Source organism: Streptomyces sp. 2114.4 (genome assembly GCF_900187385.1).
Classification (GTDB): domain Bacteria; phylum Actinomycetota; class Actinomycetes; order Streptomycetales; family Streptomycetaceae; genus Streptomyces; species Streptomyces mooreae.
Genome location: NZ_FYEY01000001.1, coordinates 5,938,181 through 5,965,179, shown reverse-complemented (window position 1 = coordinate 5,965,179; position 26,999 = coordinate 5,938,181). Strand labels below are relative to the sequence as shown.

Genomic DNA, 26,999 nt, shown 5'->3' with positions numbered 1-26,999 from the left:
GGACTGATGCCTCGGTGAGCGTTGTCATCGTCAAGCGCCCGCCCCGCGCGCTGCCACCCGAAGTTCCCTCCGAGGAGGTGACACTCGAGGCGCCCCCGGAGCTTCCGCGTGAGGGCGAATCAGAAAACATGCTGATGACCCTTATGCCCATGATGGGTATGGCGTCTTCGGCGGGATTCTTGTTCATGGGCAACCAGCCGTTCATGAAAATCATGGGCGGCTTTATGGTGGCGTCCACCCTGGCAATGGCGATCGTGCAGATCGTCAAAGCCCGCCAAGGGCCTTCCGGGCAAATGCTTCAGGAGCGCCAGGATTACCTCAAGTACCTTACGCAGAAGCGGAAAGAGGTGCGGCGCACCGCGCGCAAGCAGCGGGACGCGCAGCTGTTCACCCACCCCGACCCGAGCCAGTTGTGGTCGATCGTGGCCGAGGGCAAACGGGTGTGGGAGCGCCGGGCGGGCGATCCGGACTTCGGGCAGGTGCGACTGGGGCTGGGGCCGCAGCAGCTGGCCACTCCCCTGCGGGCTCCGGAGACCGCTCCGGTCGACGAGCTGGAGCCGCTCACCGCGCATGCGATGAAGGAATTCCTCGACAAGCACGGGCAGCTGGACGATCTGCCCCTCGCGGTCTCGCTGCGCGCCTTCTACCACCTGACCGTCTCCGGCGACCCGGACACGGTCTACGGCGCCTCGCGCGCCATCGTCGCCCAGCTGTGCACCCTGCACTCGCCCGAGGACCTGGTGGTGGCCGTCGTCGCCGCGCCCGGTGCGCAGGCGGAGTGGGAGTGGACCAAGTGGCTGCCGCAGGTGCAGCACAAGACGACGGACGGCGCGGGCACCCGCCGGCTGGTCGTCGGTGACCTCGGTGAGATCGAGGAGCTGCTGGCGGACGAGCTGGAGGGCCGCGGCCGGTTCAACCCGCAGGGCACCCCGGTGACCGACGCCCCGCATGTGCTGGTCGTGCTGGACGGCGGCGAGGTGCCGATGGATTCGGTGATCGCCGGGGCCGAGGGCCTGCAGGGCGTCACCATCCTGGAGGTCGTCCCGGGCGATCTGGACGAGATCCGCGGCGGTCTGGCCGTCCAGGTGTGGCCGGGCAAGCTGGTGCTGGAGTCGGCGGGCGGCGCGGTCTACCACGGCGTCTGCGACACCCTGTCGATCGCCGAGTCGGAGGCGCTGGCGCGCCAGCTGGCCCCGCTGCGAGCGGGCTCCGGCGCGGACGGCGAGGAGCCGCTGCTGTCGAACCTGGACTTCACCGACCTGCTGAACCTCGGTGACGCCGGTTCCGTCGATGTGTCGCGTACCTGGCGGCCGCGCACGCTCCACGAGCGGCTGCGGGTGCCGATCGGCGTCGACAAGGACGGCCAGCCCGTCATGCTCGACATCAAGGAGGCCTCGCAGGAGGGCATGGGCCCGCACGGCCTGTGTGTCGGTGCGACCGGTTCCGGTAAGTCCGAGGTGCTGCGCACCCTGGTGCTGGCGCTCGCGGTCACCCACTCCTCGGAAACCCTCAACTTCATCCTGGCGGACTTCAAGGGTGGCGCCACCTTCACCGGTATGTCGGACATGCCGCACGTCGCGGCGGTCATCACCAACCTCGGTGAGGACGTCACGCTGATCGACCGCATGCGCGACTCGATCACCGGTGAACTCCAGCGCCGTCAGGAGCTGCTGCGCTCGGCGGGCAACTACGCCAACATCACCGACTACGAGAAGGCGCGTGCCGCGGGCGCCCCGCTGGACCCGCTGCCCTCGCTGGTGATGGTGCTCGACGAGTTCTCCGAGCTGCTGACCGCCAAGCCCGACTTCATCGACATGTTCATCCAGATCGGCCGTATCGGCCGGTCGATGGGTGTGCACATGCTGCTCGCCTCGCAGCGCCTGGAAGAGGGCAAGCTGCGCGGCCTGGACACCTTCCTGTCCTACCGGCTGGGTCTGCGGACCTTCTCCGCGGCGGAGTCGCGGACCGCGATCGGGGTGCCGGACGCCTACCACCTGCCGAACGTCCCCGGTTCCGGCATCCTCAAGTACGACACCGAGACGATGGTCCAGTTCAAGGCCGCGTACGTCTCGGGCCCGTACCGCGGTCCCGGTGCCGGCGGCGGTGCCGGCGGCAGCCGGACGAACCGGCTGCCGGTGCCGTTCACGGCGGCCCCGGTCGTCGAGCAGATCATCGAGGACCCCACGCCGGTCGCGCCGGCCGAGCCGGAGCAGGACGACGCGCTGGCCGACACCGTGCTCGACGTCATCGTCCAGCGCATGCAGGGCCAGGGCCCGCCGGCGCACCAGGTGTGGCTGCCGCCGCTGGACGAGGCGCCCACGGTCAACCAGCTGCTGCCGACGCTCGCGGTCACGCCCGAACGGGGTGTGCACGCACCGGAGTACACCGCGCTCGGCAAGCTGGTGGTGCCGGTCGCGCTGGTGGACAAGCCGTTCGAGCAGCGGCGTGACGTGATGTACCTGGACTTCTCCGCGGGCGCCGGTCACGGCCTGGTCGTGGGTGGTCCGCAGTCCGGTAAGTCCACGCTGATCCGGTCCGCCATCGCCTCGTTCGCGCTCACCCACACCCCGTCCGAGGTGCAGTTCTACTGCCTCGACTTCGGTGGCGGCGGCATGCTGACCATGGAGGGCCTGCCGCACATCGGCGGCGTCGCCTCGCGTCTGGACTCGGAGAAGGTGCGCCGTACGGTCTCCGAGGTCGTCGGCATCCTCAACGAGCGGGAGGAGTTCTTCCGCGCCAACAACATCGACTCGATCGGGACCTACCGCCAGCGGCGGGCCTCGGGCGCCTACCCCGACCAGAAGTGGGGCGACGTCTTCCTGGTCATCGACGGCTGGGCGACGTTCAAGACCGACTACGAGCAGATGGACCCGGTGATCCTGGACATCGCCGCCCGGGGTCTCGGTTTCGGTGTCCACCTGATCATCGCCGGTGCGCGCTACACCGAGGTGCGGCCCGCGCTGCGCGACCAGCTCCTCAACCGCGTCGAGCTGCGCCTGGGTGACCCGATGGAGTCGGAGTTCGACCGCAAGCGCGCGGAGAACGTGCCGATGGGCAAGCCCGGTCGCGGTATGTCCCCCGAGAAGCTCGACTTCCTGGCGGCGCTGCCGCGGCTGGACGGGATGAGCGACCCGGAGACGCTGAGCGAGGGCATTGCGAACCTGGTGTCGACGGTCAGCGAGCACTGGCAGGGCGAGCCCGCCCCCGCGGTGCGGATGCTGCCGACGATGCTGCACGTCAACGAGCTGCCCAAGGGCAACGACTACCCGGATCACGGCATCGCGATCGGGGTCGACGAGACCACGCTGTCGCCGGCGTTCATCGACTTCGAGACCGACCCGCTGCTGGTCATCTACGGCGAGAGCGAGTCGGGCAAGTCGTCGCTGCTGCGCCTGCTGACCAAGCAGATCGCCGAGCGGTACCCCTCCGACAAGGCGCTGATGGTGGTCTCCGACTACCGTCGCGCGCTGCTCGGCGAGGTCCCCGAGAGCCATCTGTACAAGTACTGCGCCGCGGGACCGCAGTTGCAGGAGGTCATCACCGGTCTGGCCGGTTCGCTGGGCCGCCGGATGCCGGGCCCGGACGTCACGCCGGAACAGCTGCGCAACCGCAGCTGGTACGACCTGCCGGACGCGTTCGTGATCGTGGACGACTACGACCTGGTGGCGACCAGCAGCGGCAACCCGCTGCAGCCGCTGCTGGAGTACCTGCCGTTCGCCCGTGACCTGGGTCTGCGCCTGATCATCGCGCGCAGCTCCTCGGGCGCCGGACGGTCGTCCTTCGAGCCGGTGATGCAGCGCACCAAGGAGCTCGGTGCGCAGGGTCTGATCCTGTCCGCCGACCCGGCCGAGGGCCCGCTGATGGGCAACGTCAAGGGCCAGCGCCTGACGCCGGGACGGGCGACGTTCATCACGCGCAAGCGCGGTGCGCAGCTGGTCCAGACGGGCTGGCTGCCGCCGAACAGCCGCTGACCGGTCCGTACGCCACAACGGCGGTGGGGCGCCCCTCCTGGGAGGGGCGCCCCACCGCCGTTTCGTCTGTGCGGCCGGTGCGCCCGGTGCGCCCGGTGCGCCCGCGCAGTACGTACGTGCCGGGCGTGCCGGGCGTGCCGGGACGGATGCGTCAGCCGAAGGCTCCGTGGCGGGTGATGTCGGGTCCGGGACCGCCGGGTGCACTGCCGGGAGCGTCGCCGCCGGACGGCGCGGGGGCCTGGGGCTTCGGGGCGTCGGCGGTGGTGGGCGCCGCGGCCCGGGGGGCGGGCTCGGCGGCGGGGGCTGCCGTTTCCTTCTTCCGCGGCCCGGCCTTGAGGTCTTGTTCATGGCCCGGCGCCGACGCCGAAGCCGGCCCCGGCTCCGACTCCGCCCCGGCCGGCCGGCCCCGTACCCCCTTGGCGACGCCCTCGCCGCCCCGCCTCGTGGCCTCGCCGCCTTGCGCCGGGCCGAACGGGTCGGGCCCCTGCGCCGCCGTGGAGGTCGCCCATTCGTGCCGTACGGGCGGCCGCTGTCCCTGGCCGCCGCCCCCACCGCGCCTGCCGAACGCGCCGCCGAGACCGTTCGCGAGCTGGCCGAGCGCCATGAAGCCGTAGGCGATCTCGGGGCCGGACGACGACTGCGCGCCGTCGGCCGCGTGGTGCACCGGTGGTGTGCCGTGGTCCTTGCCGGCCTGGTCGTCGGCGGGCTGCGCGGCGGCGGTCTCCAGGTCGGCGGCGGCCAGTTCGAAGACCGGCAGGGAATCGTCGACGGACCGCTTGAGGCGGTGCCACTCCCCCGCGAACGCCTCACCGGCCGGGCCGTGCCAGTTGGCCGCGGCCGCGGTGCCGACGTGCCGGTCCAGATCGCGGACCAGGCCGTCGAGGTGCTTGCCCATCTCCCGCCAGCCGGCCGCCGCTTCCCGCAGGGCCTCGGGATTTCCTCGCTCGCTCACTGGACGCTCCGCATCATCTCGGCCAGCTCTTCCTCGGCCGCCTGCGCATTCGCGGCGGTCTCCTTGATGCCTCGGCCGACCTCCGCGAGGCGCTGCTGCAGCTGGACGAGCGCCTGCTCGGCCTGCTCGTACCGCTCGCGGTGGGACCGGGCCGCCTCGTCGCTGCCGAATCCGTCCCGCAGGGCCTCGGCATCCGCCCGCCGCCTGAATGCGGCAAGCTGCCGGCTCAGTTCTTCCGCACGTATCTCGAAGGTCGCACCGAGTCTGTGCAACTCCTCGGTACTGAGCCGGACTTCATCGGACATCATTTCTCCCCGAATTGCATGACGGCTACCTGCCGGCATGGCTTCAGGTCTAGCACACTCGCAATAGGCCCGAAGCCCTCTGCGCAGCGGGCGGGCGGCGCCTCACGGAATTCGGCATGCCGCAATATCCGGCAATACCGACAACCCCCGCCTTGACGCCCCGTTCACACCCGTCATTAGACTTCGGCACGCCGGTGCCGCACTCGCGGCCTGTGCCATCACATTCAAGGGGGCAGACATGAGCAATGAGCGGCAGATCCAGGACGAAGACCTGATGGACGTCGCCCATGATCCCGAGCAGGCGCACCGGCTGCGCAAGGCGCTGAAGGTCCTGGCGGACAACCCCCATGTCGGCGGCAAGCTCCAGGAGATGGCCCAGGAGGTGCTCTCCGGGCGTATCGGCATGAAGGACGCCATCGCGACGCCGGGGTACATGGACGCCCTGGGCGACCGGATGAACGAGATCCGGCGGGCCGCGGAGAACCAGACCATGGCCGAGCGCGAGGAGTCCCGCGAGAAGTTCGCCGCATGGCAGAAGGAGCAGGAGGCCAAGGAGGACGAGGAGCGCGCGGAGCGTGACGGCCCTTCCGGCGCCCTCGTGACCGCCCCGCGGCGCGGCGGCCGGAGCGGCGGGCACCGGGACTGACCCGAGGCGCCCGCGCCGGCGGTCACCGAAATCCGTTCACCCCGCACGGAAAACCGCCACGGAAGAAAGCAGATCGACCGCCGCATCATTCGGAACGGATCTGCTTTCTTTCCGCACATGGTGATCTCGATTTCTCCACATCGGGCCCCGGGGACAACTCACTTCGCGCTTCCCCGCCCGTCTTCCGTTACGACCGCCGCACACCGGCCCCGGCCTGCCGGTTTCAGTTACGGAACAGTCGCCACCACGCCACCCTCCGCGTACGGAACGGATCATAGGATCGAGCCGGAACACGCAGGAATCCACAAAGGTGGAGTCGGGATTGATCGGGGACGAGGAAGCCATGAGCGCCTCAGGCGAAGGAAAAGCCGCGGCCGCCGGATATGCACCACATCCGTACGTCGGCGGTCGCACCGCCGTGCTCCGCGCGCTCGCGGCCTGGCGCATGCGGTGGCCGGGTGCGCCGCGCGTCATCGTGCTCACCGGCAACCCGGGCAGCGGACGTTCGCGCCTGGTCACCGGCTTCCTGATGATGTGCGACCCGGGCCGCCGCAAGCAGTTGCCGCTGGACGATCTGGACCCGGCGACGGTGCCCCCCGACCTCCCGGAGCCCGCCGTACCGAGCCCCGCGGGACGTACCGCGGCACAGCTGTTGCGGCTCATCTCCGGTCATTTCGGGCTGAGCGCCGACCGCGACGACGACATCTTCACCGAACTCGCCGCTCGTGAAGAGCCGGTGACCCTGGTGGTGCCCGATGTCGACCGGGCCGGTCCGGTACGCGCCGCGAACGAGCCGGCGCGCGTCGTCCGGGAGGTCCTCAGGCCGCTCGCCGCCACCGGAACGGTCCACCTGCTCGCCGAGGTCCCGCGCGAACTGGCCGCGGAGCTGGCCGGGGCGCTGCCCTCCGGCCAGGCGCAGATCATCGATCTCGACGCGCCCGAGTGGGCCGACCCCAAGGGCCTGGTGCGGCACGCCGAGACCGCGCTGACGCCCGACGCGGGGGCGCCGGAACTCCCGTACACCACCGACCCGTCCGCGCGCCGGGCGCTCGCCGAAGCCCTCGCGACGCGCGCGGACGGCAACCGGCTGACCGTCCAGCTCGCCGTGCAGTCGCTGATCGTGCGGCCCGAGGGCTTCGATCCGGCGGACGCCTCCCTGCTGCCCGGCAGCGTCGGCGAAGTGCTCGATCTGCATGCGCGCCGGCTGGGCGCCGATCCGCAGACCCTGCGGCTGATGCTGGCGCCGCTCGCGTTCGCCGAGGGCCAGGGGCTGCCCGTCCAGCTGTGGGGTGCGCTGGCGAGCGCCGTCGCCGGACGGGACATGAGCCGGGACCTCGCCGACGGCATGCTGCTGGCCGCGCCGTTCATCGAGCCGGTCGAGCCGTCCCGGGACACCGACGACGGGGCTGGGGACGGCGACGGGGACCGGGGCCGTAACGGGGGCGGGGCCGCGGCCGGGGAGAGGCGCGACACCGCGGACGGCGGTGGGGCCGGCTCCGGGGCCGGCGAGGGCCGTACGCTGCTGCGTCTGCTGCACCCCGGGATCGCCGAGGAGATCCGCTCCGGTCTGCCGGACGTCCGCGACGCCCAGACCAAGATCGCCATGGCGCTGCTGGAAGCGGTGCCGCAGCAGGACTGGGCGCAGGCCGATCCGTACATCCGCGACCATCTCGCGGCGCACACCCTCGACGCCGGACTCCTCCCCCAACTCCTCACCGACCCCGGCCTGTTCGCCCACGCCGACCCCGTGACGATGCGCGCCGCCATCGAAGCCGTACCGCTGGAGCAGCTGGGCGCGCCGGCCCGTACGTACCTGCGCACCGCCCCGCTGCTCACCCGCTCCGAGGCACCGGCCGATCTGCGGGCGGCGTTCCTGGAGTCCGCGTTCGTCGAGGACGGGCTGGTGGCATACGCGGACGCGCTGCACACGCTCGGCTTCACCCTCCCGTGGCGGACGCTGTGGAGTGTGCCGCTGGTCGGCGTCCGCGCCGTGACCACGGGTTCCCTGCCCGCACAGGGCGGGGACGGGGCGACGGCGGGCGCGGCCGGGGGCCCGGACGGCAGCGGCGCCGGGCCGGTACCGGCGTCCCCCGCCGCCGCTCCCCGCCCCGTGGCCGCTTTCCTCGTCCCCGAGGGGACCCCCGGGGCCCGTACGGTGCCCGGCCCGGACGGTGACGACTCCGGGGCGGGCGGTCGGGCGCTCCTCGTCCACGATCTGCTGCGTCCGGGGTATCTCGACGCCGATCCGGCGCTGGTGCAACTGCCTTCCGCACAGGCCCGGGAGGCGGCGCCCTTCGGGCTCAGCCGCGGCGCCGACTCTCTGCGGGTATGGGCCCGCGCCGACGAGGAAGTGGTGGCCGCGCTGCTCTCCGACACCCCGTTCACCGGCGCCGATCTCTCACCGGACGGTGTGCTGGTCGTCGCCACCGCGCGTGGTGTGACCGCCCGGCAGATCCTCGCCGCGGCTCCCGCTCCCGCGCCCGTGCCTTCCGTGCCGGCCCAGCGCACCGGCACCGCTGACTCCGCTTCGTCCGACGGCCTCGACGGCCTCGGCGGCCTCGAAGGAGACCACTCGTGATCACCCAGGCGCAGGCCCACGCCACCGCGGCCCGCTGGCTCAACCCCGAGGGGCAGCAGGGCCCGCCGCGGGAGGTGGCCCTGCAGGAGTTCGACCTCGGCTGGGTGGTGTGGGCGGTGCCGCCGCCTCCGGAGGCCGACCCGCACACCGGGCAGCGACGCCCGCCCGCCGAGGTCGGTGCCGCCTGCGGTGTGGTCGACCGGGCGTCCGGCGAACTGACGGTGTGGCCGTCGGTGCCGGTCGAGGAGGTCGTACGGATGTACCGGCAGAAGCACGGCGCGGGTACCGAAACGGCCCCCTCGGCGCCCGCGGAGCGTCCGGCCACCGGCCCCGGCAACACCGCCGTCGCGACCTACAACGACCCGTCCACCGGCGAGGAGACCAGCCTCGCCCGGGTCTCGGCCCCCGGTCAGCCGCCCGCCGAGTACCAGCTCCACGACGAACTGCGGCGGCTGGGCATCAACCCCGCGCACGTCCGCGCCGTCCACACCGATCTGCGGTCGGCCCTGCTGCCCGGCGGCTACCCCGGCGACTTCCTCCTCCGCACCTTCCCGAACGCCACCTTCTCCTGCACCGAGGGCTACGGCATGCGTCCCGAGGAGCGCGCCGAGGGCGTCGCCGGGCTGCTGCGGCACGTCGAGATGATGCACCAGCTGGCGGGCCGGCCCGCACCGCCGCGGCCGCACCGGCTGCCGGTGCCGCAGCGCGTCGAGGCCGCGCCACCGATGCGGGACGTGGCCCTCGGCAAGCACCTCGTGGAGGTCTTCGGCCCCCAGGGCGTCCACCGCCCGGACGCCGACGACCTCGCCACCACCCAGCTCCCCGAGGCCACGAAGAACACCCTGATCTGGGCCGGACTGCCCGCCCAGGTCCCGTACTTCTTCACCGCCGACCGCTACGACGCCCCGCCGGCCGGCGGACTGTTCACGGACGTGGCGGCCCACCTGCGGGAAGCCGGCACCCAAGCGCGCGAAGAGACCCTGACGACCCTCGCCGGCTACGTCCGGTTCGGCACCGACGGCCTCTACACACTCGCCGTTCAGTGCACCGCTCCGGAGCGGAACCAGAGCCTCGTCGGCACCGTCTGGGCGGTCCAGCCGTCGTCGGGCGGCGGCCGGTTCGTCAACCGCACCGCATCCGCGTACCTGCGCTCACTCGCCCTGCTGGCCACCACACGCGGGCAGATGCAGGGCATGGATCCGTACGCGGCGGGTGCCGCGGTCGCCGCCTTCCAGGAACAGATCGCGGCGATCGACTCCTGGGCGCTGGATGACGACGGCAACTGGTGGTCGCTGGTCATCGAGCAGATGTGGCACGGGTTGTTCTGAGGGCAGTGCGTGGGCCGTGTGAGGGGCCGGATGGGGCGGGGTGGGGCCGGGTGGGGAAATGCGTCCGGCGCTCGGCGCCTCCCGCAACTCCTCAGGGCAGCAGCAGCCAGTCGGCGGCCAGTGCGGCCGCCAGGCCGATGCCCAGCAACCAGGTGCCGAGGCGGGTCCGTCCGTTCCGGCTGAGTTCGATCACCACGCCACAGAGCACCAGCGCGGCCCCGTACACCCCGACCACCAGCACCGACGTGCGCGACGCCAGGCGCACCACGAGCACCCCCGCCATCGCGGCCATCAGCACCGAGGCCAGGACGATGCGTATGCGCCTGGCCTGACGGGGCGTCAACCCCACTCGGCTCTCGGGAAGGGGCTCTTTGGCACCGGCTGCGTCCATGAGCGGGAATGCTACGGGACGAGTAATCGCCGGGCCGCCGCACACCCCCCAACCGTCAACCTGCCGGCCCCACCCGTACGGCCCATACGGCAAGGTCCGTGGTTGACGCCGCAACGCCCTGCCCCTGCCCCGGGTCCCGAATAATTGACCGACCACACACCAATACTTAACCTGCCCTTTCAGCACACGGACCGAGGGACACCCCCCACGCCCCCTCACGCGCGATTCACCCATGCCGCAGGTCGGTCAATTCCACTGCATTCGCGAGCAATTGAGCCGCAGGATGCCCACGTTCCCTCCACACACCTCGCCTTGACATGCTTGCGTTCAGATCGCCTAATGTGTAGTTCGTTGAAGATGCGACAGGTATTTACGGACGACGCATGACCGGGGGCAAGGGTGGCAGGCAAGGCATTTGACGTCGATCCGGATGTGCTGCGCAGGCAGGGCGACGCATTCGTCCACATCGGCAGCGATTTCTCCAAGGCGTCGAAGAAGCTCCAGGATGATCTTGAAGGCCTCGGCAGCCCCTGGGAAAACTGCGACTTCGGCGACATCTTCGAAACGATCTACACGCCTCTCAGGGACGGCATGTTCGAATCAATGGACTCCCTGGGCGAACGCCTCGAAAACATCGGCGACAAGCTCCAGAACATGGCCGGCTCGTACACCGCATCCGACGAGCAGGGAATCCACACCATCAGGACGGTCGGCCGCCCCGCCATCTGACGCCGGTAGGCATCCCGCCCATGAACCCGGGCGCCGGGGCACCGGGAAAAGCAGCCGAGGCCCTTCCCGGACGCATTCCCGCAGCGCCTCGAGGGCGCGGCCGAGCAGCGGCAGGGCCTCCCCACGGGCCACCGCCGCCACCCCTCTCACGCTTTCCTTCACCGACGCCATTGCGCTCCGCAATCGGCTACCACTGCACGGGGGACGATCACTGTGTCATTGACGCTGCCAAGCGAGGTTGCTTGGGTCCTGGATTTGCTCGGCTACAACTGGCCGGATGCCGACGAGGACAAGCTCCACGAGTGCGCCCAGACCTGGCGCAACTTCGCCGAGGCGGTCAATCAAGCGTCCACCAAGGGCTCTTCGGCAGCCGGTGAGGTCGTCTCCGCCAACTCCGGAGAGGCGATCGAGGGCTTTTCCCACGAATGGGGTTCCTTTTCCGGCGGCGGGGACAGCGGCGACCACTACCTTCGTGACGCCGCCGCGGCGGCCGAGGTGATCGCCGTCGCCTTCGATGCCGCCGCCCTCGCCGTTCTCGCCGGAAAAATCGCCGTCATCGTCCAGCTCGTCATGCTGGCCACCGAGCTCATCGCGGCACAGGCCGCCGCACCCTTCACCCTGGGTCTGTCCGAGCTCGGTGCCGCGGGCGCCACCCAGGCCACCCGCCTGATCGTCCGCCAGATCCTCGACAAGATCAAACGTGAGGTCATGGAGGCGGCCACCAAGGCCATGGAGCACGCCACCATGGATGCCATCAAAAAGATGGCGAAGAAGCCCGTCTCGAAGGAAGCCCGCAAAATCGCGGCGGACTACGTCAAGAAGACGGTCAAGGAGACCGTCAAGGACAAGGTCATCGATCAGGCGAAGGAAATCGCCAGGGACAAGATCGTCGAAGAGGGCAAGGCAAAGGCCCAAGAGGCCGCCACGGAGATGGCCCAGAACGTGGCCCAGCAGGGCATCGAAAGCCACTTCGGCGCCCGTGACGGAATCGACTGGGGCGAAACCGCCGACATCGGCAAGGACAAAGCCGGTGAATACGTCGACGGCATCAAGGAAGGCGCCCAGGAGTACAAGGAAGGCGTCACCAGCCTCGCCGACCCCACCACCTATGTCGACCACGCCAAGGAAGACCTCACCAACCGGGGCCTGGACCACGCACAGCGCCATGTCGACCGCCGCACGGGCGGCGCGGCCACCCGCCACCAGGACATCACGGACGAGGTGCGTTCGGTGTTCGGCTGAGCGATTCGGTACCGGCTCGTTCGTTCGGCTCCCCGCACCACAACAGGGGTGGAACCGCGGTCACCAACTGCGGTTCCACCCCTGCTGCGATCTGGCTGCGGTCTGGCTGCGGTCTGGCGTCGCGCTCCGACTGATACCGGCGGATGAGCTCACCAAGCCTGCAGGCCTGCGTCTCTACTGACGAGGCGGGTAGTTGGGCGGTGCCGACTGGTACCCACCAGGGCCACCCGGCTGCTGGTAGGCGCCGGGATACTGCGGGGGAACCCCCACACCACCGTGAGGACCGCCGAAGCCCCCACCACCCGGAGGCGGACCATTGCGGCGCTTCTTGTTGGCGACGATCACGCCGATGACAATCCCCAGCACAACGAGCACACCCACCGCGATACCGACAACCGCAAGGGGGCTCACGCCACTGCTCTCCTCGGCACCGCTGCTCGCCGAAGGGCTCCCCCCAGGCGCATCGGCGCCGGCGCCGGCGGACGGCTCCGTGTCCTTCGGCATGATGAGCGGACCGTTCTTCGGGCCTGCCGGAATATTCTCCGAGAGGGCCCGGTACGGGCGAATCACTCCGTAGCCGTACTTGGGGTCAGGAGACGTGACGCCCGTCTTGCCGTCCGGGGTGATCGCCGTCTTCGTGAGGCGATTGGCGACCTGGCCCGCGGTGAGGTCGGGGAACTTCGAGCGGACGAGGGCTGCGGCCGCCGACACATAGGCCGTTGAGTCGGAGGTGCCGGTGGCCTGCCGGTACTTCATGGAGGTGCCGGCGGAGTAGATCTTCTCGCCGGGAGCGATCAAACGGATGTGGGGGCCGTAGTTTGACCGAGAAAGGACCTTTCCGTCCTCCCCCACTGCCCCTACAGCCAAAACGCCGGGCGCCGCGGCGGGGTAGAGAGGCTTGCTGGAGCCATCGTTACCGGAACCAGCAACCAGCAGCACGTCCTTCTTGAGGGCGTAGTTGACTGCACTCTTTTCGTCGTAACTCAGAGGGGCGCCCGCAAAAGACATGTTGATGACCTTTGCGCCGTGATCAACTGCGTACCGAATCGGACCGTCGATGAGGGTCTCAGGGCCGCCTACCGATTCGTTCCTCTTGATCGGCAGAATCTTCGCATCCGGTGCCAGACCCATGATTCCGTCGGCATGATTGGGCCCGTGTCCATGGCCTGCAATCAGGGCCGCCATGGCCGTACCGTGATCATCACCGGATTCGTGATCTGCCGTACCGCCGTCGCCGGCAAAACTCTTCCCGGGGAGAACATTGCCCTTGAGGTCAACGTGGTCTCCGTTGACACCGGAGTCGATGACCGCCACGGTGACGCCCTTGCCGGTCGACTCCTTCCACACCTTTTGCGGATTGAACGCATCTAGCGCCCATTGCCCGTCCCTGATGTAGTCCGCCGAAGCGGTCGGCGCGGCGGTGAAGAGCAGTGCTCCTGCCACCGCCACGCCGCCAACTGCACGCAGCGTCCGCGTGAAGCTCATGCTGCAACACCTCTCCTCAACAGGTTGCGGCCCGCAGCCCGAAGACTGCGGGCCCAACTCGTTTCCGCCGCTGTCACACCCGAAGGCTAGCTACTCAATCACCTTCGGAGCCACATCTCGCTCGGTCGCCCAGGTCTCCTCATCCTCAACAAGGTAGTCCGGCCGCTCACCGTTCTGCCCCTTGTCGTTCTTGCCCTTGGCCCCATGGGCGCCATGCATCCCGGACATCCCTGCCGAACGCCGGCTCCCGGATGCCCCGGCACCCGCCTGGGCGCCACCACGGCTGCGGTGCAGACCCGAGCCGCCCTGGGAGCCACCGGTCCCCTTGCCTTCGGTGCCGCCACCGATGACGCCACCCTTCTGGCGAGCGAGGCCAAGGCCGCGCCCGGCTCCCCCGCCCTTGGCACCGCCCTTGCCGCCTGCCGCACCGACGCCACCCATACCTGGCATGCCGGCACGTCCGGTCCCACGCCCGGCGGCACCGGGGCCGGTGGTCCCGCCAGTACGACCACCGGCGCTCCCCGTGGTCCCACCAGTACGGCCACCAGTGGCACCCTTCATGCCGCCCGGCACACCGGGAAGCCCCCCGGGACCGGGGCTTGTGCCGCCGCCAGGGCCGGTGCCACCACTCATGCCTCCGGTGCCGGGGCCGATACCACCACCGCCTGGGATGCCTCCGCTGCCTCCGCCGGGGCCCACGCCGCCTTGCGGAGGATTCAGGCTTTCAAGACCAGTGCCCACATGCGGCGTCAGGGAGCCCGGGGCCGGCATCGTGTTGCCGATACCCCCGCTGATCCCCGGCGTCTTCACGCCGTCGCCCGAGAAGCCTGGCCCCTTCTCCATGGGCTTCATGGACCCCTTCGACATTCCCTTGGGCTTGGTGACAACTGCTGGCAAGGGGTAGTGAACGGGAGGGACACCCGGGTTGTCCGGCGGCGGGATGGAGGATGGGTCGTCGTCAACACCCACGCGCTTGGGTTTCCCGATTGCTACCGCATTGGTCCGGTAGGCGGCACCCAGGTACTCCATGGTCGCCGCAGCCTTCAGCTGGGTTTCCTTCTGCGCCGACAGATCGTCTTCATTGTCCTTAACGACCTGAGTGGCGCTCTTTCCCCCTGCCAGCTGCGCGTCAGCGTTCTTGTCCTGGCGCTCGATGTGGTCCGTCGCCCAGTCCCACGCCCGGTCGCCCCAGTCGGGCATCTCCATACCATCGAGGTGCTGCTTGTATGCGCTCAGTGCCTCATTCGCACGGCCCATGCCGTCGCTTACACGCTTGGCATACAGAGCGCCGTTGCCGATGCTCTCACTGATGCTCTTGGCACGCACGCGAAACGCCTGCGCAGCGTCGCCCTCCCAGTGCTGCAAGACCTCGTCGATGGCCTTGTCGAAGTACGCCCGAATGCCACCACCGTTGTCTACCACGAGCGTGTTGTGCACCTGTTCCCAGGCGTGAGCCACCCCGGCGACCGTCTCGGGCTTTGCGTCGGACACCATGGCCTTCAGCGACGTGAAGTCAATCTTGTAGAACTTCGTGGTGTTTTCGATTGCGTAGCACTTGTCTTGTGGTGCGTACTTGCTATCCGCATAACTACCCACGTCCCTGCCCCCTCTTCCTCTGTGAGCTCATGGCTGCCGCTCAGGAGTAGTTGTTGTGCGACGAAGACTGGCCCTTCTTCATCGCGTTGCTCGTGTCCTGCTCCTGGTCCTGGTAAGCGCCATGAGCCTTCGAGGTCTTCTTCTGAAGATCACCGATCAAACGCTCGAGCTTACCGAGCACATCCGTCTCGATAAAGGTCTTCATGTCGGCATGCGTCTGCCGCAGTTCGCCCTCCTCCTCGAAGCCCTTGCCCAGCGAGCCTGCCGGAAGATGTGTCCCGCTCTTCGCCTTGCCCGAGGCGCTTTGCATGTCCTTGAGCACGTTGTTGAGCTTCTTGACGACTTCATCGAGCCTGTCAAGATCGACGCGGTAGGAATCGTTAGCCATCCTTGGCCTCCCCGTGTTTGCTATGAAGTTTTCCGACGCCAGTCACGAAGTGCGATGGCACAGCCCACCACCGTACCGACGGCCAGAAGTCCGCCGCCGACAATGTAGACGGACACCCGGGCACGCCGGTCCTCGGGGCTTTCGCCGAGTGTGACCGCGACCGGATGGATATCGGAGCCGTCAGCCACGTTCGCGGGCTTGTCCGGCTTGGGTTCGGCAGTGGGCTCGGTGTCGTCGTTGAGAGCTGCCACCGGGTCGACGACGCCCCAGCCGATGAAGTTGTCCCGGCCCCTGCCCACACGCTCGGCGGTCTGCTCGAGATGCCAGATGAGCTGCTGCGGCGACCAGTCCTTGTGCTTTGCCTTGAGAAGGGCCGCGGCTCCCGTGACGTAGGGAGCGGAGAAGCTGGTGCCCTGGTCGACGCAGTTGCCGCCGTCGGGGACCGTGGAGACCATGTCGACGCCGGGAGCGGCGATCTGGACGAAGGGGCCGGACTGCGAGAAGGGCGCGCGCTCGTTGTTGCGGTCCGAGGCGGCCACGGCCAGGACATTGGGGTACTTGTTCGAGTACGCGGCGGGGTACATGTTCTTTTCGCCGCCGTCGGCGCCACCGTTGCCGGCCGAGGCGACCACCAGAATGCCCTTGGTGTTGGCGCGGGCGATCGACTGCTCGAGGGTGGGCAGCAGGCGTGGGTCCGCGCCGGTTCCCTGGGAGATGTTGATGATGTCGACGTCCTCCGCCACGGCCTTGTCCACGGCCCTGGCGAGGCTGTCGGCGGTCCCGGCCTTCTCGTCCGAAGTCTGCTGGAACGGGATGACGGTGGCCTTGGGCGCGATCCCGAAGAAGCCGGAACCCTTGACCGGGCGGGCGGCGATGATGCCTGCGACCTTGGTGCCGTGGCCGACCTTGTCCTCGGTCGGCTTGCCGTGGACGAAGGTCTTACCGCCGCTGCCGATTGCGCTTTTCAGCTGCTGGTTACCGTCGTCGATACCGGTGTCGATAACGCCGACACGGATCCCCTGCCCCTTCATTCCGTTGGCCCACAGCTGATTCGTCAGGAGGCGCTGCAGGGACCACGGGGTCTCTGCGATGTTGTCCGTGCCGAACTTGCACTCACCGCTGTTGAGCGGCACGTTCTCGTCCGCGATCGCCGGCGCGGCGGTCACGCTCGACAGGCCGGCAATGCACACCGCCAACACCAGTGCGCTCGCCGCTCGGCGACGGTGCCCGGCTCGATGACCAATGGCGCGAGATCCCACGGGTTGTCTGCTCTCCATGTGTGACGGAACGGTCGGGGCGAGGAGTGAGGAAACGGCGGAGAAAGGGGCGGTGCGGAGGAGATGGCGGCGATATTGCGAGGCGGTATCGGACGGCAGAAGGGCGAGCGCACTGTTGCAGCGCGCTCGCCCTCATTGACCACTGTGCGAGCCTTCGGGCTGCTCAGCCGGTCGCTATCCGTACCGTTGCTGCCGTGAGGTCAGCCCGCCCAGATACCGGAGTTCTTGTGCTCGGTGGCCTGGTAGTTCTGGGCGGCCTGGTCCAGCGCCTTGGCGATGGCCTCAAGCGTCGAGTGCAGGGAGGCCGCGCGCTGGTCCCACTCGCGCTGGCGGGCCTGGTAGCCCTCCTGCGCCGCACCTTCCCAGCTGGCGGCGATCTTCTTGACGCCCGCCTCGAGGTCGTCGAGCTGCTGGCGGATGTTGTTGGCCGTACCGCGCACGTCGGAACTGGCCTGCGAGATCGTCGCGAAATTAACGAGGATCTGGCCTGACATGGTGTCTCCTCAGGAGTTGATGAAGCCTGGTCGATGCACGTGCCACAGCGGGCCGGCGGACGAACCGGCGAGCCCGGGCTGTGGCGGTGGGCCGTTGCGCCGCGGTCAGCGACGCGGCCCCATCATCCGAACGGGGAAGCCGAGGCGGAGATGTGCGAGATCGACTGGTGCTGCTCCTCTTCGGAGGCGGAGTAGTTCTTCGTGGTCGCGTCGATCGCTTCCTTGATCTCACCCAGCAGCTGGTTGAGACGGGTGGCGTCCTGGTTCACCTGGGACTGGAGCTGGTTGTACGAGGAGGCCGCAGCACCCTTCCAACCAGACGTGATGGTGTCGACGACCGTGTTCAGGCGAGAGATCTCGCCCTGGATCGACTGGTTGACCGAGGAGATCTTGCCGCTGAACGCGACCATCTCCTCCTCGGTGGTTGTGTACTGCTGACCAGCCATAGTCAACGTCCCCCATGAGACTTGTACGTCGTACCGCGGCATGCCGCCACAGGCGCTCGCGCGGTAGGCATCTCCTGCTGACGCCTTTGGCTACTTTAACCACTCCATATGCCTGTTCCCAACAGGGGGAGGGTTCTTGTGACGGGATCACAACATCGTCAACTGGCCGCCATGGAAACGCCGTTCAAAAGAACCGGACGAAAGCGATGCTATCGGTCAGGTCCGGGCGTACGGAAGTAACGAAGCTCGCATCCGGAAGGCCACGGCGATGGAGGTGAATTCCACGGTGCACGGAATGCGGACACCGAAGTCCGCGCCGATTCCCGTGACGGAACCGGCGCGGACCTCGTACCCCTCAGAACGTCAGCCCTCAGGCCCTGGCGCCTCTCAGGACGACTGCGGCTTCTTGGCGCTGCGGATGTCCAGCGCCGGCCCCTCGGAGAGCAGGGAGGACCAGGCCTTCAGAATCAGCGGCGGGTGTGTGCCGCCGTAGCCGAGGTGAAGCATCGACTGGTCGACTTCCTGCTTCTCGTTGCCTGCCTTGCCCCCGCCGTCGTTGTTCCGCGGAACGGAGTAGCGCAGCCCCGTGTCGGTGGCCAGGAAAAGGCTGCCGCTCTTCGCCTGGGGAGTGGGCACCTCCGTGTACAGCAGGCCGCTGCCGGGGGTGACGTACGAGCTGGCGCCGCTGGCGAGCTTGGCCGGGTAGTCCTTGCCGACCCAGGTCTGCATGTCCGGCACACCGTTCGGGTAACCGAGCTGCTTCTCCTCGCCACCCGGGTACTTGTTGTTGGTGCCGTTGTAGACACTGCAGGACACGCCGCTGCGCGTGGGCGTGACCAGCCCGCCGTTCTGGGAAGCGAAGTTGTTGGCCGCGGAGACCGCCTCCTTCGGCCACGGCGAATCGAAGTCGCCGAACGTCTTCCCCAGGTACGTCGTCAGGTTCCCCGCGTCATCCTTCTTGGGGGAGATGCTGCTGGCGGCGACGGGTACGGGGACGATCGGCGAACCGTCGGAGTGCAGCTTCCTCGCGTTCGAGCCCTGCTCCAGGAGCCTGGCGACGAACTTCGTCACCTGCTCGACGCCGTCCTTCTCCACCACGTACTTCTGGCCGTCGCTGTCCTCGAGGATCGAGCCGACCCGCTTGCCCTTCGCCGGGACCTTCGGATCGGTGGTCATCGTTCCCGCCTGCTCGACCTGCGGCATGCTGATGGACAGCTGGTCCGGGAGGGTGAGGAGGGTGTCCATGTACTGCTGCGACACCTTCTGCGGCTGGGTGTTGGGGCCGAAGACGATACGGCGCAGAAGGGCGTCGCCGTCCGCCCTGCTGCCGGACCACCCGCCCATACGGGTCGAGTTGAACCCGAAGGCCATGCCGTTGTTGTCGACCAGCCACCTCTTGCCGCGGGGGTCCTCGACGTACAGGGCCTGATGGACGTCGAGCTTGCCCTTGCCCTCGACGAGCTTCTTGTCCTTGCCGGCCAGCACGAAGACGGCCTGCTGCGGCTTGGCGTTCACGCTGGCGCCAGGGCGGTTGCACACCGCCCAGGTCTTCGGCTTGTCGGCGTCCTTGGTGGAGGGCAGCCGGTCGGGGGCGTACGGAATGCCGAGGGCGGGCCCGTGCGGAAGCTTTCCGTCCAGCTCGGATTCCTTGACCTTGACGACTTTGAAGTTCGGGTCGATAAGAAGCCGGGCGGAGGCGAGATTCAGGATGGGATGCAGCAGTTTCTGGTGGTGGCTTTCCAGGACGATGTACCGCGTGGTCGATTCGTCCCCGACGACGACATTCTTGCCGACCTCGTCCCAGCCCTGCGGCGCAACCGGCTTGAGAATGCCGCACGCACCGAATCCCACGAGCATCACGACACCCATGACGATACTCGGCACCACCGCCTTGAGCGGCTTGGGGGCACTCTCGATCGATCCGTTCGGCAGCGGCTTCAGAAATGCCGCATTCGTGCGCTTTCGAGCAAACGAATACGCATTCAGCTCGTCCCGACGTGATGCCATTGTTGCTTTCTCTCCCCGCCTGTCGGATCTACCTCGACCGCCCCCGGCACTCACGCCGTAGCGCCCTCTACTATGCCGTGTGTCGATCGACCCGTACGGTACGGGTGCCACCTTCCAACGCACCAGTCTCAGCGGGCGACCGACACGTCCAGAGGCCACACCACCAGTAGAGGAGCAGGCCGGGGGATGTCCAGCGCCACCAGGGCTCGACGCCGCAATGGGCGGCAACAGCAGCAACCGCCTTCCGCTGCCCCGCAATACGCGGGAAATGCTGACCAAAACGGCACAGCTTCGGGCAACAGAGGAAATGGCGGCGGAAATTCCGCGGCCCGTCCGGCCGGTCCGGTGGCACCGCGGCTGCGCCAACAGGCCGGAACCATCGGCGGGGTGCGCGTCCAGCAGCTGGCCATCATCGAACTCGCCGCGGCACTGGTGCTGGTGGGCTGGACGATCCATCCGGCCGCACTGACCGCGGCCATTGTGATCGCGGCTCTTCTGGTCATTTTCGCGCTCGGCCGGCGGCGGAGGATTCCGCTGCCGGAATGGATCACGACCGTGCGCGCCATGAAGCGGCGCGGCAAGGACAGCAACTCCGCGCTCGCGGCGACGCAGGGCGTGGACCCCGCGTTCGCGCCGGTGGTGGAGTGCGAACCGGCCCTGCGGACCTATGAGTTCACCACCGAGTCGGACCAGCGCGCCATCGGGTTCGTCGGTGACGGGACGTTCCTGACGGCCCTCGTCCAGGTGGACGCCCGTGACGAGCCGCTGCGGCCACAGCGCGGCAGTCACATGCTGCCGCTCGACGTGCTGCACACCGCGCTCGACATCGAGGACATCCACCTCGAATCGGTGCAGTTCGTTCAGTACAGTCAGCCCGCGCCGGCGCCGCACCTGCCCGAACAGGCCGTCGCGGCCCGTTCGTACGCGCCGCTGCAGGCCCAGTCGCAGACCCCGGCGCTGCAGCTGACCTGGATCGCGCTCAAGCTCGACCCCGAGCTGTGCTCGGAGGCGATCGAGGCCCGCGGCGGCGGGATGGAGGGCGCCAAGCGGTCGCTCCTGCGCGCCGCCGACCAGCTCGTCAGCCGGCTGACCGCACACGGCGTACGCGCCAAGGTGCTCGCCGAGCGCGAGGTCGTGGCCGCGATCGGCACCGCGGTGTGCGTCAGCCCGCGGGCCGCCAACGGGGCGATGGGGCGCGACGGCCGGGCGGCCCGCCGCACCCAGGAGACGACCCGGGCGATGCGCTGCGACGACCGCTGGCACACCACCTACTGGATCGGCCGCTGGCCCCAACTGGGGCAGGGCGGGGCCCCGTTGGCGGCCATCACCCAGCTGCTGACCAGCACCAGGGCGATGGCCAGCACCTTCACGCTGACCGCCACGCACGGCGGTGGCCGCGCCCCGGCCATCTCGGGTTACGTCCGTCTTTCCACCCGCAGTGAGAACGAACTCTCGGCCGCGCAGAGCGAGTTGGAGCGCCGTTCCGGTTCCGTGAAGGTCGGGCTCGTACGGCTCGACCGGGAGCAGCTGCCCGGCCTGCTGGCCACGCTTCCCCTCGGAGGTACCCGCTGATGGCCTCTCCCACCTATCAGCCCCGCGTCAACACCAGCGGCAACGGCTGGCGCAATCCCCCCGTCGCGGGCGGCGTCACCGGTGGCGGCCGCCTCTCGCACCAGCCACGTCCGGACGAGGGGCAGTCGGGTCCGAACGGCCCCAAGCCCCGGCCCGGTTTCGGCCTGCGCGGCCCGCGGCGCAGCCCGCACATCCTGACCGCGGAATCGCTCGCCTCGCTGACCCTGCCGGTCGGTGACGACGGCGTGGTCATCGGCATCGACCCGCAGAACCAGCCCGCCGTGCTGAGCCTGCTGCGGCCGGCGCCCATGGAGATCGCGCTGGTCGGCAGCATGTGGATGGCGCAGGTGCTGGCGCTGCGTACGGTCGCCACCGGCGCGCGGGTCGCGGTCGAGACGGCGCGGCCGCCGGCCTGGGGGCAGATGGCGCAGGCCGCGGGCGGCGGGCAGCAGTGTGTCTCCGTCCACGATGTGCGTCAGATCGCGCCCCAGGGGCCGTCGGTTTCCAGCCCGGTGCTGGTCGTACGGGACATGGGTGCACGGCCGCCGCGCAATCAGCTCGCCCCGAGCCCCTGGCAGTCGGTGCTGACCGTACTGCCCTTCCTCGGGCCGCGGTCGCCGCAGATGCTCAGCCGCGCCGACCTGGTCGGTCTGCAGCGGCTTTCGCCCGAGGAGACCGAGGTTGTGACGCGAATCATGCGGCTGCCCGAGCAGGTCGGCGCGGTGCTGCCGACGCTCAGCGACAACGCCATGCTGTGGTGTTCGCGCGACGGCCACCAGTTCGTCATGACCCAGCCGACGGAAGCGGAGACCAACCTGCTCGGCGGCCCGCGCCGCATGGACTGAGGGACTGACGGACGCTGCGGGCCGGTTGCCCTTCGGGGCGCCGTGTACCGCACGGACACCACCGGCCGCAGGTACGGCGTGACGGGCGCACCCACGGGTGCGCCCGTCAGCGTGCCGAGGGGCCCCGAGCGATATGGCACCGACTGCCGCGATGTGCCGAGTCTTGATTAGGCTGTACGGGAGAGCCGCAGGAGCACAGCACGACGGCAGTCGAAACGGGGACGGAGACAGTTAGTGTTGGCGCAACCCCGGGTGGTGTGTTCCGACTTCCGCTACATCCGATCGATCCGCCTGTATCCGGTCCTGCCGTTCAGGTGCGTTGCAGTACACCAGGAGGCACAGTGAACGAGCAGGAGGCTTTCCGTCCGGACGGAAACGATCCTGACGACGACCAGTCCGAGTTCGACCTGACCGGTGAGTTCAAGATCGATTTCGCCGCACCGGCCTGGTACGCGAGCAACGACACCAGTGGTGGGGGCGCGAGTGCCGCCTCCCCCGCGACTCCTCCTGCGTCTTCGCCCACCGCTCCGCCCGCCGCCGCCCAGCCCCCGCTCGGCCCGCCCACCGGCCAGCCGCTGCCCGGGCCCGCCCAGGGGGCGCCCGGAATTCCGCCGCAGCAGAGTGTGCCCGGGATTCCTCAGCAGGGTGTACCGGCGACCCCGCCGCCCGTGAACGCCGCCCCGCCGAGCTTCCCGACCCTGCGCCCGCAGGACACCGGCAATGACGTACCGGCCGCCGGCGGCGACGCACCGGCCACCGCAACTCCCGGCCCCCAGCCGACCGCGGAGGCCGCACCGGCCACGGACGACGGTGCGGACGCCGGAAATCGCCGCTCGGGCACGGGTGTCGACCCGTCGATGTCCCTCTGGGGCGACGACGGGAACGACGCACCGGAGGCGGCGAACGCGTCCGAACCCGAGGCCGAGCCCGAAGCTGAGGCACAGTCCGAGGCCGAGGCGCAGCCCGAGGCCGACGCCGCACCCGCGGTGGCCCCGGAGACCGCGCCCACCGCAGTGCCGCAGCCCGAAGCCGCCCAGCCGCCGTACGCCGCCGAGGGGGGAGCTCCGGCCCCGGAGGCGGTGACCCCCGCCCAGCCCGCCCCCGAGGCCACGCCGCAGAGCGGGCAGCCCGCACCGGCCCAGCCGCAGCCGCAGCCGCAGCCGCAACAGGCCGCGCCCCAGCAGGGCATGCCGCAGCAAGGCGTGCCCCAGCAGGGCATGCCGCAGCAGACGCCTCCGCAGGGCGTGCCCCAACAGGGCGTACCTCAGCAAGGCGTTCCGCAGCAGGGGGCGCCTCAGCAGGGTGCTCCGTGGGGCGCTGCGGCCGAGGGCCTGCAGCAGGGGGTGCCCGGGCAGGGCACCCTGCCGCCGCTGCCGGCGGAGTTCCAGCCGGCGGACCCGCGGATGGCTCAGGCGCAGGCCCAGGCCGCCCAGCAGGGCCAGCAGCCCCAACAGCCTCAGCAAGGCCAGCAGCAGGCACCGGCTCAGCAGCAACAGCAGCCGCAGCAGCCGCAGCAGCCGCAGGCCGGCTATCCGCAGGGGCAGCACGCTCAGCACGGTGGCTACCCGCAGCAGCAGGGCGTCCCCGGCTCACAGCAGCCCGCGTACGGCTATCCGCAGTCGGGGTACGGCTACCCCCAGCAGGGCCAGCCGCAGCAGCACGCGGCGGCGCAGCAGTCCGGTTACGGCTATCCGCAGACCGGCGCGCAGGGCTACCCGCAGCAGGGCCAGTACCCCCAGCAGCCGCAGGCCCACTACGGCCAGCAGCAGGCCACCGCCCAGCAGGCGGCACAGGCCCAGGCGGCGCAGGCGCAGCAAGCCCAGCAGGCGCAGCAGGCTCAGGCCGCCCAGCAGGCGCAGCAGCAGGCACAGCAAGCCCAGCAGCAGGCACACCAGGCGCAGCAGCAGGCACAGCAAGCTCAACAGGGCCAGCAGCCCCAGCAGGCCTACCAGCCGCTCCCCGGCCAGCAGGCCGGCGACCCCAACGCGGCGGCGAACTACGCGTCATACTCGCAGCCGGGTCAGCAGCAGCCGCAGCAGCGGGCCGCTCCCGGTGCGCCGCTCGGCTACAGCGCCGCGGTGGAGTTGACCTCCGACCGGCTGCTGCGCAACCAGCCCAAGAAGCGCAAGCCGGGCGCCAACGCCCAGCCTTCCAAGTTCAAGCTGGGCGCGAAGAAGGAGGAGGCGGAGCGCCAGCGCAAGCTGGAGCTGATCCGTACGCCGGTGATGTCGTGCTACCGGATCGCGGTGATCAGCCTCAAGGGCGGTGTCGGCAAGACCACCACGACGACCGCGCTCGGCTCCACCCTCGCGTCCGAACGACAGGACAAGATCCTGGCGATCGACGCCAACCCGGACGCCGGCACGCTCGGCCGACGGGTGCGGCGGGAGACCGGTGCGACCATCCGTGACCTGGTGGGTGCGATCCCGCACCTGCACAGCTACATGGACATCCGCCGGTTCACCTCGCAGGCACCTTCGGGCCTGGAGATCCTCGCCAACGACGTGGACCCCGCGGTCTCCACGACGTTCAACGACGAGGACTACCGACGGGCGATCGACATCCTCGGGAAGCAGTACCCGATCATCCTCACCGACTCGGGTACGGGTCTGCTCTACAGCGCGATGCGCGGAGTGCTCGATCTCGCCGACCAGTTGATCATCATCTCCACCCCGTCCGTGGACGGTGCGAGCAGCGCGAGCACCACCCTGGACTGGCTCTCCGCGCACGGCTACGCCGACCTGGTGCAGCGGGGTATCACGGTCATCTCGGGTGTCCGCGAGACCGGCAAGATGATCAAGATCGATGACATCGTGTCGCACTTCGAGACCCGCTGCCGCGGTGTGGTGGTCGTCCCCTTCGACGAACATCTCGCCGCCGGCGCCGAGGTCGACCTGGACATGATGCGGCCCAAGACCCGTGAGGCGTACTTCAACCTCTCTGCCCTGGTGGCCGAGGACTTCACGCGGGCGCAGCAGGCGGCGGGGATGTACCCGCAGCAGCAGATGGGCGGCGATCCCTACGCCCAGCAGCAGTACGCCCAGCAGGGCCAGCCGCAGCAGCAGCCGCAGCAGGGCACACCGCCACCGCCGCCGGCCGGTTACAGCCAGCAGCAGGGCGGCTGGACCCAGCAGCCCGCCCAGCCGCCGGCCCACTGGCAGCAGCAACAGCCGGCTCCGGACGCACCGCAGCCGGAACACCCCGGCCTGGCGCCGGGATGGCAGCAGCAGCCGCCTCCGCAGTGAGGCGGGCGTAGCGGCACGGCCATAGCGCACTACGGGGCGGGGCCCGGCATCAGCGAGATGCCGGGCCCCGCCCCGTAGCACGCCATCCCTCGGACGAGTGAACCCCTCTCAGCCGAACTGCGCCTGAAATCAGCCGAGTTGGGGACGCCCATCTCCATACGTCCAACCCCGAAGTGGCGATACGCACCTGCGCACCGTCCAACGCAGCGTTGGCGATACCGCATCTCCACACCCGCCCACCCCGAGTTGGCGATACCGCACCTCCACACCCGCCCACCCCCGAAGGGGGGTGGGCGGCGGGGAAAAAACCGGGGGGGGAACCGGGGGGTAAACGTGGGGGGGGAAGACCAGCTGGGAGACGCCGGGCCGGCGGAGGACCGGACGGAGGAAAAGACCGGGCCAGCGGGAGGACCGGACCGGGAAAAAGACCGGGCGGGAAAAGCCCGGGCGAGGACCGGGCGGCAGGCCCCCGGTGAGGAAAGACGACCGTCCCCGAGGGGAAGAAAGCACCCGCCCCGAAGGGAAGTAACGCCAGAAGCGCGAAGCCTCAGCCCGCGTCCGCGATCAAGCCCCGAGCCAGCTTCACATCGACCGCCATCCGCTCCAGCAGCGCGTCGAGCGTGTCGAACTTCTCCTGGCCGCGGATGTAGGCGACGAAGTCCACCCCGACGTGCAGCCCGTACAGATCCAGGCCGACACGGTCGATGGCATATGCCTCGACGGTCCGTGCCGTGCCGTCGAACTGCGGGTTGGTGCCGACCGAGATGGCCGCCGGCATCGCCTCGCCCTCGACCTGCAGCAGCCCGGCGTAGACGCCGTCGGCCGGGATCGCGGTGTGCGGCAGGGTCTCCACATTGGCTGTCGGGAAGCCCAGTTCACGACCGCGCTGGGCACCGCGTACGACAACGCCCTCGACCCGGTGCGGCCTTCCCAGGACCTCCATCGCGCCGGCCACATCGCCCTCGGCGACCAGGCGGCGGGTGAGCGTGGAGGAGAACGGCTCGCCGCCGCCCGCCGCCCCGCGCTCGTAGAGGTCGATGACCTCCACGGTGTAGTCGTAGGTGGTCCCGAGCTCCGCGAGGGTCGCGACATTGCCGGTCGCCTTGTGCCCGAAGCGGAAGTTGGGGCCCTCGACGACGACCTGGGCGTGCAGCTTGTCGACCAGCACCTTGACCACGAAATCGGCCGGTGCCAGCTTCGAGAACTCCTTGGTGAACGGGAGAATGAGCACCGCGTCCACCCCCAGACCGGCCATCAGCTCCGCACGCCGGTCGTGCGGAGCCAGCAGCGGCGGGTGGGTACCGGGCCGCACGACCTCGCTCGGGTGCGGGTCGAAGGTGACGACCACCGCGGGGATCCCCAGCTCACGGGCGCGCGCGACGGCCTTGCCGATGATCAGTTGGTGGCCGCGGTGCACTCCGTCGTAGGAGCCGATGGTGACGACGCTGCGTCCCCAGCCCTCGGGGATGTCCTCCAAGCCACGCCAGCGCTGCACAGTGCCC

At 69.5% G+C, this 26,999-nt stretch carries 20 protein-coding genes; 9 read left to right on the top strand and 11 right to left on the bottom strand.

Features of this window, described 5'->3' with window-relative positions:
- The first annotated feature begins 14 nt into the window (after positions 1 to 14).
- Entirely contained in the window at positions 15 to 3,971 is a 3,957-nt protein-coding gene (gene eccCa, locus CFW40_RS26330; RefSeq protein WP_088800352.1) for a type VII secretion protein EccCa, read from the top strand.
- Between the two features lie 151 nt (positions 3,972 to 4,122).
- On the opposite strand, the gene CFW40_RS26325 is transcribed toward eccCa, so the two are convergent.
- Together CFW40_RS26325 and CFW40_RS26320 are read right to left on the bottom strand one after the other, a co-directional pair.
- Positions 4,123 to 4,923, bottom strand: coding sequence for a WXG100 family type VII secretion target (locus tag CFW40_RS26325; RefSeq protein WP_088800351.1), 801 nt, complete (start codon positions 4,921 to 4,923; stop codon positions 4,123 to 4,125).
- Positions 4,920 to 5,228: a hypothetical protein gene (locus tag CFW40_RS26320; RefSeq protein ID WP_088802377.1), complete on the bottom strand. Its 309-nt coding sequence runs from the start codon at positions 5,226 to 5,228 to the stop codon at positions 4,920 to 4,922. The genes CFW40_RS26325 and CFW40_RS26320 overlap by 4 nt, the downstream gene beginning before the upstream one ends.
- Before the next feature lie 238 nt (positions 5,229 to 5,466).
- On the opposite strand from CFW40_RS26320, the gene CFW40_RS26315 reads away from it, so the two are divergent.
- The 3 genes from CFW40_RS26315 (at position 5,467) to CFW40_RS26305 (ending at position 9,780) form a co-directional block, all read left to right on the top strand.
- The gene (locus tag CFW40_RS26315) at positions 5,467 to 5,874 is read left to right on the top strand and encodes a hypothetical protein (protein WP_088800350.1); all 408 of its coding nucleotides are present in this window, start codon (positions 5,467 to 5,469) and stop codon (positions 5,872 to 5,874) included.
- 343 nt (positions 5,875 to 6,217) lie between these two features.
- The gene (locus tag CFW40_RS26310; protein WP_256331283.1) at positions 6,218 to 8,452 is read left to right on the top strand and encodes an ATP-binding protein; all 2,235 of its coding nucleotides are present in this window, start codon (positions 6,218 to 6,220) and stop codon (positions 8,450 to 8,452) included.
- Positions 8,449 to 9,780 (top strand): SUKH-4 family immunity protein, encoded by a 1,332-nt coding sequence (locus tag CFW40_RS26305; RefSeq protein WP_088800349.1) that lies wholly within the window; start codon positions 8,449 to 8,451, stop codon positions 9,778 to 9,780. The genes CFW40_RS26310 and CFW40_RS26305 overlap by 4 nt, the downstream gene beginning before the upstream one ends.
- Positions 9,781 to 9,871: 91 nt before the next feature.
- On the opposite strand, the gene CFW40_RS26300 is transcribed toward CFW40_RS26305, so the two are convergent.
- Entirely contained in the window at positions 9,872 to 10,171 is a 300-nt protein-coding gene (locus CFW40_RS26300) for a hypothetical protein (protein ID WP_088800348.1), read from the bottom strand.
- A 399-nt stretch (positions 10,172 to 10,570) separates the two neighbouring features.
- On the opposite strand from CFW40_RS26300, the gene CFW40_RS26295 reads away from it, so the two are divergent.
- Positions 10,571 to 10,900, top strand: a complete 330-nt coding sequence (locus CFW40_RS26295; RefSeq protein WP_256331284.1) for a WXG100 family type VII secretion target — start codon at positions 10,571 to 10,573, stop codon at positions 10,898 to 10,900.
- A 213-nt stretch (positions 10,901 to 11,113) separates the two neighbouring features.
- Positions 11,114 to 12,142: a PE-PGRS family protein gene (locus tag CFW40_RS26290; protein ID WP_176956379.1), complete on the top strand. Its 1,029-nt coding sequence runs from the start codon at positions 11,114 to 11,116 to the stop codon at positions 12,140 to 12,142.
- A gap of 174 nt (positions 12,143 to 12,316) precedes the next feature.
- On the opposite strand, the gene CFW40_RS26285 is transcribed toward CFW40_RS26290, so the two are convergent.
- From CFW40_RS26285 to CFW40_RS26255, 7 genes are all read right to left on the bottom strand, one after another.
- Complete coding sequence (locus tag CFW40_RS26285) at positions 12,317 to 13,627, bottom strand: S8 family serine peptidase (protein WP_088800346.1); 1,311 nt, start codon at positions 13,625 to 13,627, stop codon at positions 12,317 to 12,319.
- A 90-nt stretch (positions 13,628 to 13,717) separates the two neighbouring features.
- Positions 13,718 to 15,223, bottom strand: coding sequence for a hypothetical protein (locus CFW40_RS38750; RefSeq protein ID WP_088800345.1), 1,506 nt, complete (start codon positions 15,221 to 15,223; stop codon positions 13,718 to 13,720).
- 40 nt (positions 15,224 to 15,263) lie between these two features.
- Positions 15,264 to 15,611 carry a hypothetical protein gene (locus tag CFW40_RS26275; RefSeq protein ID WP_088800344.1) on the bottom strand — a complete coding sequence of 116 codons (348 nt, stop codon included), beginning with the start codon at positions 15,609 to 15,611 and terminating at the stop codon, positions 15,264 to 15,266.
- A 20-nt stretch (positions 15,612 to 15,631) separates the two neighbouring features.
- On the bottom strand, positions 15,632 to 16,888 hold the full coding sequence (gene mycP, locus CFW40_RS26270; protein ID WP_176956380.1) for a type VII secretion-associated serine protease mycosin: 1,257 nt from the start codon (positions 16,886 to 16,888) through the stop codon (positions 15,632 to 15,634).
- A 200-nt stretch (positions 16,889 to 17,088) separates the two neighbouring features.
- Entirely contained in the window at positions 17,089 to 17,382 is a 294-nt protein-coding gene (locus CFW40_RS26265) for a WXG100 family type VII secretion target (protein ID WP_006602760.1), read from the bottom strand.
- 122 nt (positions 17,383 to 17,504) lie between these two features.
- On the bottom strand, positions 17,505 to 17,828 hold the full coding sequence (locus CFW40_RS26260) for a WXG100 family type VII secretion target (RefSeq protein ID WP_088800342.1): 324 nt from the start codon (positions 17,826 to 17,828) through the stop codon (positions 17,505 to 17,507).
- Between the two features lie 387 nt (positions 17,829 to 18,215).
- Positions 18,216 to 19,835, bottom strand: a complete 1,620-nt coding sequence (locus CFW40_RS26255) for a type VII secretion protein EccB (RefSeq protein WP_088800341.1) — start codon at positions 19,833 to 19,835, stop codon at positions 18,216 to 18,218.
- A gap of 345 nt (positions 19,836 to 20,180) precedes the next feature.
- Here CFW40_RS26255 and eccE point away from each other — a divergent pair, with 345 nt between their 5' ends.
- The 3 genes from eccE (at position 20,181) to CFW40_RS26240 (ending at position 25,497) form a co-directional block, all read left to right on the top strand.
- Positions 20,181 to 21,407: a type VII secretion protein EccE gene (gene eccE, locus CFW40_RS26250; RefSeq protein WP_088800340.1), complete on the top strand. Its 1,227-nt coding sequence runs from the start codon at positions 20,181 to 20,183 to the stop codon at positions 21,405 to 21,407.
- Positions 21,407 to 22,252, top strand: a complete 846-nt coding sequence (locus tag CFW40_RS26245; protein WP_088800339.1) for a hypothetical protein — start codon at positions 21,407 to 21,409, stop codon at positions 22,250 to 22,252. The genes eccE and CFW40_RS26245 overlap by 1 nt, the downstream gene beginning before the upstream one ends.
- A gap of 341 nt (positions 22,253 to 22,593) precedes the next feature.
- On the top strand, positions 22,594 to 25,497 hold the full coding sequence (locus CFW40_RS26240; RefSeq protein ID WP_088800338.1) for an SCO5717 family growth-regulating ATPase: 2,904 nt from the start codon (positions 22,594 to 22,596) through the stop codon (positions 25,495 to 25,497).
- A 547-nt stretch (positions 25,498 to 26,044) separates the two neighbouring features.
- On the opposite strand, the gene CFW40_RS26235 is transcribed toward CFW40_RS26240, so the two are convergent.
- Positions 26,045 to 26,992 carry a bifunctional riboflavin kinase/FAD synthetase gene (locus CFW40_RS26235; RefSeq protein ID WP_088800337.1) on the bottom strand — a complete coding sequence of 316 codons (948 nt, stop codon included), beginning with the start codon at positions 26,990 to 26,992 and terminating at the stop codon, positions 26,045 to 26,047.
- Between the last annotated feature and the right edge of the window lie 7 nt (positions 26,993 to 26,999).